Genomic DNA, 13,256 nt, shown 5'->3' with positions numbered 1-13,256 from the left:
ATGTTATAAAATAAAAGGCACCCTAGCTGGCAAACCGCCTATACATTCATTGTGATTTAAGCACAGAGCAACTTGCCAGGATATAACGCAGCATTGCGTAGGTGGTATTACTGGGTCAGTTCTGTATCGATCCAATATTTTGAACCAGAGATGTTGGCATCGAGCAATAAGCCTTTTTCATCAATTTGGTAAATCGCCATGCCACCATTGTATTTGGCCGTAAGCTCAGCACTTTCTGTACCAGCAACAGCGCCCATTTCAGATGTTGCTTCCCAACCATCGCTCACAAAGCTATCGAAGGTATTCTGATCTTCAAACAAAATCACCTGCTGGTAAAACTTGCCGCCAATGCCAGCGGCTAAGCCCGCACCAAACATTTTCATGTAAGTCCGCTTGCCTGTCTTGCGATTTACAGCAACCCCTGCCCCCTGATTGGTATGCAACATCAAGGAAAATTTACGTGAATCAAAAACTGCATAGCCATAAGCATTATCAAACAATAATTTGGCAGATGGATGTTCATTAAACAGACGTACCAAGGCAGTATCAGACATGGTATTCAGTGCCAAGCGTGCTTGCTCTGGTGTTTCAGGTTCTAGCATTTCATCCAGTTTGGCTTCACCGGCATCAAGCCACTCTTTGCCCTTCTCGATAGAAGCATCAGTCCACTCACCGGCAGTATTGAACGCCTCTTCCCCCCAGTCAGACACAGAATCCCAGGTTTCCTTCGAGAATTTTGACACGCTATCCCAGGCTTCTTTTGAGCTTTCGCTGACCTTACTACCAATATCCGAAGCTGTCTCTTTCAGTTTTTCCCAACTAGCATGAGCTGGCATTGCCGCCAGACTCAATGCAACAACAAGAGCTTTAACTTTCACAACAGACTCCTCCTAAAATGCTGGTAGTCATAGCGACTACCAGCATCTTCATTTAGCTACTACTTCTTTTTCGGACGGAAAGGTTTAATCACTTCTTCATTACACTCGAAGTAAGGACCTTCCATCAGATCAATACAGTAAGGTATAGCAGGGAAAACAGCGTCCAAACATTCACGAATAGACTTTGGTTTACCCGGTAAGTTTACGATCAGGCTATCAGCACGTAGGCCTGCCGTCTGACGAGACAAAATCGCCGTAGGAACAAACTTCAATGACTCAGCGCGCATCAGTTCACCGAAACCAGGCATCATGCGATCACAAACCGCTTCTGTTGCCTCTGGGGTTACATCTCGTTTTGCCGGGCCAGTACCACCTGTAGTCACGATAAGGCTACAGTTTTGTTCGTCAGCCATTTTGATCAAAGTGGCTTCGATAACATCCTGCTCATCAGGGATCACTTCGTAAACAGGCTCCCATTCAGAAGTCAGGTAATCGTTCAATGTCTCGATGATCGCCTTACCAGAAATATCGTCGTATACACCTGCACTAGCGCGGTCACTGACCGTCACAATACCAATTTTAGCTTTTGTCATTTGTTATCCCTCAGGCTAATGCCTTGCTTGTCATGTTCATCATTGCTGGCTGATACCTATCAGCCAGCAATTCAATCAGATTAAATGCAAGTTTAAGGAATATATGGGGCGGGATAAACCTCTAAATCGAAAAAAACGTGCTAACTAAAGTGGTTAACTGATTATTCACTGCTGTTACGCTACCAAAGATTAATTAAACAATTGTTCGAGTTCCCTAGCGAGCCGTTTGCCCTGGCTGTTAAGCGGTATCTCTTCAACGCTACGAAAGCGACGGGGAATACCAACAGGTTCTAGCCAACGCCGTAGCTGCTGCCGCAGTGCTAACCAAAATTTACCTTTACCGATTGCTTCCATATGTTGCCGCCCCTCGCCCGTCAAAGTGATTACGGCAGCAATGATCACTCGATTGGTATCATCCAATGTAAGAACGGCTGCTTCATCGATCCAGCTTAACAGGCACAGGCGCTGCTCAACTTCCGTCAGCGAAATCCGTTTTTCTTCAACTTTTACGACCCTATCTGTACGCCCCATCAACCTAAACTGACGGTCACCGAGAAGCTGACACTGATCGCTCGTCTGATACCAGCCCTTAGGATCGATGAAGGGCGAGCATAGACGCAGGCACCCTTCAGGATTCAGCACCACATCGATAACATCAAATAGTTGCCAAGGTGTACTTGCCAGATGCTGTTGCCGGAAACCAATACCGCCAGTTTCCGTACTGCCAAACACTTCAACCGGCCACTGGCCAAATAGCTCATAGCTTTGCCGGGCAGCCGCTTCACTCAAAGGCCCCCCAGAGGAAAATACGGCGCGATAGGGCCGTGATGCTGGCTCATTACTGAGTCGTTTGAGCAACGCCGGGCTTGTGATCAAAGTGACATTGCGACCAGCCTGTGCCATAACCTGCTCGGGATAACTCAAATCGATTCGGTCAAACACTCTTCCTGCGCATAGTGGCCACAGAATCCGGAAAATCAGCCCATAGATATGCTGATGAGAAACGGTACTGATAACTGATGAACCTCGTAACTGCTCTCCCCACGTTTTCTCAAGCTGGTTAATTTCAGCATCGAGCAAATCCAAAGTTTTGGCGATCGCTTTCGGTTTACCACTCGATCCCGATGTAAACAAGGTTATTGCCACATCCTTAAGCAATATTCCGGTTAAGTCAGGTAAAGTGCCATTTACTAGTGAGTTACCAATCTCTTCTGCCGTTGGCTCTAGATCAATACTTTGTGGCAAAATCAGCTGCGGACGCTCAAAGTCACACAATTCACTTCGGTCATGAAGGACAGCATCAAAATGGCACGCCAACTCGTCCAACGCGGCTGCCTGATGATTTCCCGGTAAAATGATGTGCTTACCCGCATGTGATGCAGCCATAAAAGCGACAGCAAAATAATAGCTATCATCGAAACACAGTGCCCAATTCATATGAGGGCTAGTTTGTAGTAACCGAACTAAAACCTGAACATCCGTTCTGAACTGAGCCCAATTAACAGCCTCTTCCGCATGACAGGCCACCTCGAGCTCTTCTCGCCGGGGAGAAGCCAGTAATCCAGACAATGAACAGAGCCGTGTTTCCGGTTGAATGACGTCTTCTACATGTTGGATGTCCATATCCATTTTCCCTTTCACGTCGCTACGCCCCTGATACCTGCCATTAATTCAAGAAATATTCACTATCAAAAACAATGCAATAGTATGCTTATATTTAGCCAGAGAAATATATCTTATTTTTTAGCCATGCGATTGACTTCATGTTATCTACAAGCAAAGAGTCCAGCGCGATTTGAACTGATCTTGCGTTGATAACCCGTTACCAATAAAAAACCCTCGCAGAGGCGAGGGTTTTAGTTGGCAATCTATGATGTTTATTTATCTAAGTCGATTAGGTTGTTATTAAACAGATGGTTAATCACGTCATTGGCGCTACTGTTGCTAGCTCCTGTGATGTCACTGAAACTTGTTCCTTCCAACACAATCTCCTGATCGGCGGAATCATCAGAACTACCATCGACATTAACCTGAAGGTGAGTATTGCCTTGATCATCTTCAAATGCACTCAAAAGGGTTTCAAGCTCATCTTTCGACTTGCTGCCATCGCTGTCAAGCAAATCACTAAGGTCGATGATATCGCCCTCGCTGGCATCAAAGTCTTTGATGGTATCTAAGCTACCTGCATCTTCAGTGGTGAATTTGAAGGTATCCGCACCGCTGCCACCATAGAGGATATCGTCACCTGCGCCGCCAACTAGGATGTCATTGCCGATCCCACCTAGAATAGCATCAACTCCATCACCGCCAAGTAAAGTATCGTCACCGCCATAACCTAGCATAGTGTCGTTACCCGCAGTTCCTGTAAGGGTGTTATTGGTATCATCACCAATACCGGCAGGATTGCTCTCTTGCGATTCAGCCTTGGCAGTCAATTGGAAGTCACCAGCATCAGCAGGAACACGAACAGTCAGGTTAGTTAAATCAACGGATTGCTCTTTACCTGACCAATCTCCAGTGATTGTCCAAGAATTATCCTCTGAGTTGTGTGTTCCGATCTTGATACCATTTTCATAAATAATGGCATCAGCGGGCAAACCAAACAAAGTAACAGATTGAATTGATTCACTACCATCAGAGTCTGTAGTACTGACAGTAATATTTAACGGATAATCATTAAAAGACTGTGACGATGTTTCTTCGACCCACTCCCCGTTTTTCAGAACATAAGTACCATCGTCAAACTGAAGGCGTTCAATGCTCACCAGCTTATCGTTGCCATCCAAGCCATGAACCTTGTCCAACTCGACCTTACTATAATCTCTAAAGTTTCCGCTAAATACAGCAGTATCGAACCCTGTACCACCATTTAACTTATCGTTACCACTCCCACCAACAAGGGTATCGTTGCCAGCGTCACCAAAAAGATGGTCTTGGCCAGTCCCACCGAAGAGGGCATCATCACCACCATACCCATAGAGCTTATCGTTGCCACCAAGTCCATCGATAGCATCCTTATCATTGTCACCCTTAAGCTTCCACTTCCCCTGATCATTCCATATCGTACCAGTTTGCTTATCATAGCTAGTCAACTGATCCCAGTCAGTCTCAACTGGGTTATTTACGGGCACGCTCACTTCTGTTACCGTCGGATCTCCCAGGCTCACTGTCAATGATGGTTCATCGACAACGGCAACCACATTGATAACCGCTATCGCAGGCTCACTCTCAGTAACACCATCACTGACAGTGTAAGATAAGAACGCACCACCACTGTAGTCATCACTAGGTGTAAAGGTCGCGGATGTAATGTGCCCTTGTTCGTTACGAACAACATCAATCGTGCCGTATTGTTCATTGACCGTGATGCTGGAAACGTGAAGTGTATTCCCGTCCAAATCTGAAGAAGCTTCAATCAAAGCCTGTAGGTTAATTGCTGTTGGAGTGTCCTCATTAGCGCTACCTACGTTTACATCGCCGGCAATTGGTGCAAAATCTGATACCGTCAAGGTTACTGTAGCACTGTCAGATTCGGCACCATCAGAATCAATCGCAACATAGTTAAAGCTATCAACAAGCTCTGCATCAGTCGCAACCACACCTTGCAAAACAATATTTGAATTAGTATCCGTTGGTGAAGTGGTAAACACGCGGATCTCATCAAAACCACCTTCCGCACTAATAGAAGCCGTAAACTCACCGCTTCCATCATAAAGATCATCGAAACTGAAGCGATCTACAACTAAACCATTTTTCAATACGAGTATATTTACTTCTGCATCTGCATAGCTGTTGTCTGCATAATTCCCCCAAAGACTTCCAATAGATACCTCGGCACTTTGAAGCAAACGGTTATCACCAAAATCAACAGAAATATACTCTTTATTAGTAACGTCGATCTCCTCACTGTTTACGCCGAGTCCTTTCTCTCCTGTTGCACCATCGTAATAAAGCTGTCCGGCAGTTAAAGTGCTGTCTTCATCTGGCGCATTACCCGTAAAAGTACCGCCAGAAACAGTAATACCGTCAGTAGTAGTAAAGGTAGTTACTTGTCCATTGCTATTGTCAAAATCAGTTTCTGCATCAAACTCAACGCCTACTGCAAAGTCAGAATTCGGCTCAAACAAAACCTTACTAGTATCAGCAATAACATCACCTTCGGCCAGTTCGGTTCTGCTTCCATCAGCGTTAACCACAAACAAAATTCCATGTTCAGGAAGTTCAGTGATCTTCACTTGGGTCAGCTTGTTATCGATGTCAGAGGCATCATCTTCTGTATCGGTAGCTTTGTCTGCTAGGCTAAACTCAACATAGCTTTCTCCTGCTTCCGATGTGAATGAGGCATCATTAGACTCAGGCGCTTCGTTAGCTGATACAGGTACATTAACAATAACCGAGATAGAACTTGTTTCACTTCCAACAGCGGCGTCTTGAGACTCAGTTGATGTCGCTGTTACCTTCAAATCAAATGTATCTGTGTTAGGTAACAAGGATATTGTTAGGCCAGTTAACTGAGCTTGCGTTAACGTCCAAACACCATTATTTTCGGTTCCGGCTGATAATGATGCGCCCGCAGGTAGTCCTTCCACAGATATAGCTAAGTTTTCACTGCCATCAGTATCTATAAGTGCCGCATCAATATTGAGTGCTACGACGTTATTTACTTCCTCCACAAGCTCAACATTATCAAGGAACATGCCGCGCCCCCAGTTTTGTGAAGAGCCAGCAGCATCAAAGGAAACGACCATTGGCTGCCCAGTACCTATGAAAGTAACGGTGTGCCCAGTCCAGTTGTTGCCTGTATTACCACTGCCATCTGCTGATATTGTATCAAGTACCGTTAGAGGTTCTCCTGACTCACCTACACTAACCGTAAACTTACAAACGTCGGCGCTATAACCCGGACGAGGCGAAGAATCGAAGGTTAATGTGTATACAGCTCCTTCAACAGTGTCAATCGAACGATAAATATTGGTAGCATCTGAGTAGTTATCTATACGATCGTCGTTTAATTCGATATAGGCCCCATCCCCACTACCGGTACGAAGCTCTATTGCATCGGAAGTTGTACTCCAACCATCAGCAGACTGAACAAAAGAAGTGGAACCTACTTGACCGAAGCTCGAACTAAATACTGTAGAAGAGCTACCTGTCGTATTATCGATATCAACATTAACTGATAGGCTCGGTTGATCGGCCACCGCACTAACAGAAACAGGCAAAACAGACTCCACAGTTGATACCTGATTAGTACCAGGCTCAGTACTGGACGCCACAACTGTCAAATTAAAATCAACGTCACTATTTGCTGGCGGTGTAATCGTAAGACCACTTAAATCTGATGCAGAGAGCGAAGCAACACCATCAGTAACCGTAAGTGTGCCATTATCATTAGCAAGAACAGCACCCGCTGGAATTCCGCTCACCTGAATAGATAAGGTTTCACTCTCATCAGCCAGTGCTGCACTGATATCTAGTGCTATAGCAGTGTCTTCATTACCTTGAGCTTCAACAACAGCTAGTACTGGGTTATCACTTTCTGGGTCTACATTAATAGTAACCGTCGCAGTATTCGATTCGTTACCTGCAGTATCTTTAACTGTATAAGTGAAAGTATCAGTACCGCTGAAGTCCGCATTTGGCTCATAAGTTACCGTTCCATCAGCGTTGACAGTGACAGTACCATTAGATGGTTGCCCCTTTATGGCAACTGATGCTGGGTCGATATCCCCATTCTGATCCGTATCATTAGACAGCACATCAATTACAACCGATGTATCTTCATCCGTTTGAATAGCCGAATCAGCAGAATGTGACAAATTCTCTTCAATCCAAATGTTTTGACCTTGGCTGTCGTTTAGCTGCAAATCAAAGAGGTAAGCGCCGCCCTGATCCCAATAGTAAATTTCAACAGTATGTTGACCTGCATCCAGTTGAAGATTCAAAGAAGTTTCATGTGGTGAAACATTACCGTTATAGCTTGCAACCGCTTCACCATCAATAATGATAGTGAAGCCATCATCATGATGTACTCGCAAGTTATAGGTTCCTGCGGTATCGACATTCAAATTACCAGAAAGCTTAATAATGCCATCCGTTGCTTCAGTGGTGCTTTCTCCTTCAATAGAGGCAGCATCTTTCGTACCTAAGAAGTTTTCAAGATGAGAAGGAACTCCACCCCCATTTGGCACGCCGTCAGCTAAATTACCATCCATTGTAGTTTCTTCGTTTCCAAAGTCATGACGGCCGTTACCATTTGAATCCGTATAGCCGTAATTAACTTGTGATGAGGTAAATGTAATTTCTGCCTCATTAGCATTTACATAATTTTTGACTTGCTCTATTGAGGATAAGTTGTTCGTACCATTGTCATCATAGCCATAGTACTCACCTGATAGACCGCTGGCTGGTTGGCCGGGATCGTTTGATGCGGTTGGGGCTTCGGTGTCCGCACTCGCCGCTGTCGCGCTCGCTTCAGTTGAGGTGTTACCCGCGCCATCGGTGATCTGTGCTGTCACTGTGCCTTCTGGCGCCACTTCGACTTCGACCGCTTTGTTTGCGATTTCGGTTTCGGTCAGTACGTGCTCAACACCATTGATGGTCAACGTGTCTGTCTCGGCGTTGAAGTCGTCTGGCAAGCTCACCGTCGCGGTCACTGTGCCATCTTCGCCCAACTCGGCCGCGTTGTAGATCTCATCATCACCTGTGCTTTCTAGCGTGATGCTTGGTGCGTTCACTTCGGTGTCCGCACTCGCCGCTGTCGCGCTCGCTTCAGTTGAGGTGTTACCCGCGCCATCGGTGATCTGTGCTGTCACTGTGCCTTCTGGCGCCACTTCGACTTCGACCGCTTTGTTTGCGATTTCGGTTTCGGTCAGTACGTGCTCAACACCATTGATGGTCAACGTGTCTGTCTCGGCGTTGAAGTCGTCTGGCAAGCTCACCGTCGCGGTCACTGTGCCATCTTCGCCCAACTCGGCCGCGTTGTAGATCTCATCATCACCTGTGCTTTCTAGCGTGATGCTTGGTGCGTTCACTTCGGTGTCCGCACTCGCCGCTGTCGCGCTCGCTTCAGTTGAGGTGTTACCCGCGCCATCGGTGATCTGTGCTGTCACTGTGCCTTCTGGCGCCACTTCGACTTCGACCGCTTTGTTTGCGATTTCGGTTTCGGTCAGTACGTGCTCAACACCATTGATGGTCAACGTGTCTGTCTCGGCGTTGAAGTCGTCTGGCAAGCTCACCGTCGCGGTCACTGTGCCATCTTCGCCCAACTCGGCCGCGTTGTAGATCTCATCATCACCTGTGCTTTCTAGCGTGATGCTTGGTGCGTTCACTTCGGTGTCCGCACTCGCCGCTGTCGCGCTCGCTTCAGTTGAGGTGTTACCCGCGCCATCGGTGATCTGTGCTGTCACTGTGCCTTCTGGCGCCACTTCGACTTCGACCGCTTTGTTTGCGATTTCGGTTTCGGTCAGTACGTGCTCAACACCATTGATGGTCAACGTGTCTGTCTCGGCGTTGAAGTCGTCTGGCAAGCTCACCGTCGCGGTCACTGTGCCATCTTCGCCCAACTCGGCCGCGTTGTAGATCTCATCATCACCTGTGCTTTCTAGCGTGATGCTTGGTGCGTTCACTTCGGTGTCCGCACTCGCCGCTGTCGCGCTCGCTTCAGTTGAGGTGTTACCCGCGCCATCGGTGATCTGTGCTGTCACTGTGCCTTCTGGCGCCACTTCGACTTCGACCGCTTTGTTTGCGATTTCGGTTTCGGTCAGTACGTGCTCAACACCATTGATGGTCAACGTGTCTGTCTCGGCGTTGAAGTCGTCTGGCAAGCTCACCGTCGCGGTCACTGTGCCATCTTCGCCCAACTCGGCCGCGTTGTAGATCTCATCATCACCTGTGCTTTCTAGCGTGATGCTTGGTGCGTTCACTTCGGTGTCCGCACTCGCCGCTGTCGCGCTCGCTTCAGTTGAGGTGTTACCCGCGCCATCGGTGATCTGTGCTGTCACTGTGCCTTCTGGCGCCACTTCGACTTCGACCGCTTTGTTTGCGATTTCGGTTTCGGTCAGTACGTGCTCAACACCATTGATGGTCAACGTGTCTGTCTCGGCGTTGAAGTCGTCTGGCAAGCTCACCGTCGCGGTCACTGTGCCATCTTCGCCCAACTCGGCCGCGTTGTAGATCTCATCATCACCTGTGCTTTCTAGCGTGATGCTTGGTGCGTTCACTTCGGTGTCCGCACTCGCCGCTGTCGCGCTCGCTTCAGTTGAGGTGTTACCCGCGCCATCGGTGATCTGTGCTGTCACTGTGCCTTCTGGCGCCACTTCGACTTCGACCGCTTTGTTTGCGATTTCGGTTTCGGTCAGTACGTGCTCAACACCATTGATGGTCAACGTGTCTGTCTCGGCGTTGAAGTCGTCTGGCAAGCTCACCGTCGCGGTCACTGTGCCATCTTCGCCCAACTCGGCCGCGTTGTAGATCTCATCATCACCTGTGCTTTCTAGCGTGATGCTTGGTGCGTTCACTTCGGTGTCCGCACTCGCCGCTGTCGCGCTCGCTTCAGTTGAGGTGTTACCCGCGCCATCGGTGATCTGTGCTGTCACTGTGCCTTCTGGCGCCACTTCGACTTCGACCGCTTTGTTTGCGATTTCGGTTTCGGTCAGTACGTGCTCAACACCATTGATGGTCAACGTGTCTGTCTCGGCGTTGAAGTCGTCTGGCAAGCTCACCGTCGCGGTCACTGTGCCATCTTCGCCCAACTCGGCCGCGTTGTAGATCTCATCATCACCTGTGCTTTCTAGCGTGATGCTTGGTGCGTTCACTTCGGTGTCCGCACTCGCCGCTGTCGCGCTCGCTTCAGTTGAGGTGTTACCCGCGCCATCGGTGATCTGTGCTGTCACTGTGCCTTCTGGCGCCACTTCGACTTCGACCGCTTTGTTTGCGATTTCGGTTTCGGTCAGTACGTGCTCAACACCATTGATGGTCAACGTGTCTGTCTCGGCGTTGAAGTCGTCTGGCAAGCTCACCGTCGCGGTCACTGTGCCATCTTCGCCCAACTCGGCCGCGTTGTAGATCTCATCATCACCTGTGCTTTCTAGCGTGATGCTTGGTGCGTTCACTTCGGTGTCCGCACTCGCCGCTGTCGCGCTCGCTTCAGTTGAGGTGTTACCCGCGCCATCGGTGATCTGTGCTGTCACTGTGCCTTCTGGCGCCACTTCGACTTCGACCGCTTTGTTTGCGATTTCGGTTTCGGTCAGTACGTGCTCAACACCATTGATGGTCAACGTGTCTGTCTCGGCGTTGAAGTCGTCTGGCAAGCTCACCGTCGCGGTCACTGTGCCATCTTCGCCCAACTCGGCCGCGTTGTAGATCTCATCATCACCTGTGCTTTCTAGCGTGATGCTTGGTGCGTTCACTTCGGTGTCCGCACTCGCCGCTGTCGCGCTCGCTTCAGTTGAGGTGTTACCCGCGCCATCGGTGATCTGTGCTGTCACTGTGCCTTCTGGCGCCACTTCGACTTCGACCGCTTTGTTTGCGATTTCGGTTTCGGTCAGTACGTGCTCAACACCATTGATGGTCAACGTGTCTGTCTCGGCGTTGAAGTCGTCTGGCAAGCTCACCGTCGCGGTCACTGTGCCATCTTCGCCCAACTCGGCCGCGTTGTAGATCTCATCATCACCTGTGCTTTCTAGCGTGATGCTTGGTGCGTTCACTTCGGTGTCCGCACTCGCCGCTGTCGCGCTCGCTTCAGTTGAGGTGTTACCCGCGCCATCGGTGATCTGTGCTGTCACTGTGCCTTCTGGCGCCACTTCGACTTCGACCGCTTTGTTTGCGATTTCGGTTTCGGTCAGTACGTGCTCAACACCATTGATGGTCAACGTGTCTGTCTCGGCGTTGAAGTCGTCTGGCAAGCTCACCGTCGCGGTCACTGTGCCATCTTCGCCCAACTCGGCCGCGTTGTAGATCTCATCATCACCTGTGCTTTCTAGCGTGATGCTTGGTGCGTTCACTTCGGTGTCCGCACTCGCCGCTGTCGCGCTCGCTTCAGTTGAGGTGTTACCCGCGCCATCGGTGATCTGTGCTGTCACTGTGCCTTCTGGCGCCACTTCGACTTCGACCGCTTTGTTTGCGATTTCGGTTTCGGTCAGTACGTGCTCAACACCATTGATGGTCAACGTGTCTGTCTCGGCGTTGAAGTCGTCTGGCAAGCTCACCGTCGCGGTCACTGTGCCATCTTCGCCCAACTCGGCCGCGTTGTAGATCTCATCATCACCTGTGCTTTCTAGCGTGATGCTTGGTGCGTTCACTTCGGTGTCCGCACTCGCCGCTGTCGCGCTCGCTTCAGTTGAGGTGTTACCCGCGCCATCGGTGATCTGTGCTGTCACTGTGCCTTCTGGCGCCACTTCGACTTCGACCGCTTTGTTTGCGATTTCGGTTTCGGTCAGTACGTGCTCAACACCATTGATGGTCAACGTGTCTGTCTCGGCGTTGAAGTCGTCTGGCAAGCTCACCGTCGCGGTCACTGTGCCATCTTCGCCCAACTCGGCCGCGTTGTAGATCTCATCATCACCTGTGCTTTCTAGCGTGATGCTTGGTGCGTTCACTTCGGTGTCCGCACTCGCCGCTGTCGCGCTCGCTTCAGTTGAGGTGTTACCCGCGCCATCGGTGATCTGTGCTGTCACTGTGCCTTCTGGCGCCACTTCGACTTCGACCGCTTTGTTTGCGATTTCGGTTTCGGTCAGTACGTGCTCAACACCATTGATGGTCAACGTGTCTGTCTCGGCGTTGAAGTCGTCTGGCAAGCTCACCGTCGCGGTCACTGTGCCATCTTCGCCCAACTCGGCCGCGTTGTAGATCTCATCATCACCTGTGCTTTCTAGCGTGATGCTTGGTGCGTTCACTTCGGTGTCCGCACTCGCCGCTGTCGCGCTCGCTTCAGTTGAGGTGTTACCCGCGCCATCGGTGATCTGTGCTGTCACTGTGCCTTCTGGCGCCACTTCGACTTCGACCGCTTTGTTTGCGATTTCGGTTTCGGTCAGTACGTGCTCAACACCATTGATGGTCAACGTGTCTGTCTCGGCGTTGAAGTCGTCTGGCAAGCTCACCGTCGCGGTCACTGTGCCATCTTCGCCCAACTCGGCCGCGTTGTAGATCTCATCATCACCTGTGCTTTCTAGCGTGATGCTTGGTGCGTTCACTTCGGTGTCCGCACTCGCCGCTGTCGCGCTCGCTTCAGTTGAGGTGTTACCCGCGCCATCGGTGATCTGTGCTGTCACTGTGCCTTCTGGCGCCACTTCGACTTCGACCGCTTTGTTTGCGATTTCGGTTTCGGTCAGTACGTGCTCAACACCATTGATGGTCAACGTGTCTGTCTCGGCGTTGAAGTCGTCTGGCAAGCTCACCGTCGCGGTCACTGTGCCATCTTCGCCCAACTCGGCCGCGTTGTAGATCTCATCATCACCTGTGCTTTCTAGCGTGATGCTTGGTGCGTTCACTTCGGTGTCCGCACTCGCCGCTGTCGCGCTCGCTTCAGTTGAGGTGTTACCCGCGCCATCGGTGATCTGTGCTGTCACTGTGCCTTCTGGCGCCACTTCGACTTCGACCGCTTTGTTTGCGATTTCGGTTTCGGTCAGTACGTGCTCAACACCATTGATGGTCAACGTGTCTGTCTCGGCGTTGAAGTCGTCTGGCAAGCTCACCGTCGCGGTCACTGTGCCATCTTCGCCCAACTCGGCCGCGTTGTAGATCTCATCATCACCTGTGCTTTCTAGCGTGATGCTTGGTGCGTTCA

Annotated in this window: 4 protein-coding genes (1 of these 4 running past the window's edge); all 4 read right to left on the bottom strand. The window is 49.9% G+C overall.

All coding sequences use genetic code 11. The features are described 5' to 3' along the window. Positions 1 to 107 precede the first annotated feature (107 nt). Positions 108 to 836 (bottom strand): beta cell expansion factor BefA, encoded by a 729-nt coding sequence (gene befA, locus AC51G0_RS26885; RefSeq protein WP_496304221.1) that lies wholly within the window; start codon positions 834 to 836, stop codon positions 108 to 110. Between the two features lie 101 nt (positions 837 to 937). Beyond that, positions 938 to 1,471, bottom strand: coding sequence for a molybdopterin adenylyltransferase (mog, locus tag AC51G0_RS26880; RefSeq protein WP_496302625.1), 534 nt, complete (start codon positions 1,469 to 1,471; stop codon positions 938 to 940). 189 nt (positions 1,472 to 1,660) lie between these two features. Beyond that, a complete protein-coding gene (locus tag AC51G0_RS26875; protein WP_496302624.1) occupies positions 1,661 to 3,094 on the bottom strand; it encodes an AMP-binding protein in 1,434 nt (477 codons plus the stop codon). 254 nt (positions 3,095 to 3,348) lie between these two features. Beyond that, a protein-coding gene (locus AC51G0_RS26870) for an Ig-like domain-containing protein (RefSeq protein WP_496302623.1) crosses the window boundary here: on the bottom strand, positions 3,349 to 13,256 show its end. The gene runs 25,465 nt beyond the window's last position; 9,908 of the gene's 35,373 nt are visible here — the last part of the coding sequence; the start codon falls outside the window, past its right edge — the gene reads right to left on this strand; the stop codon is at positions 3,349 to 3,351.

Source organism: Photobacterium sp. HL06, from assembly GCF_059552575.1.
The sequence above is the reverse complement of the archived record's forward strand: the minus strand, read 5'-3'. Positions and strand labels throughout refer to the sequence as shown.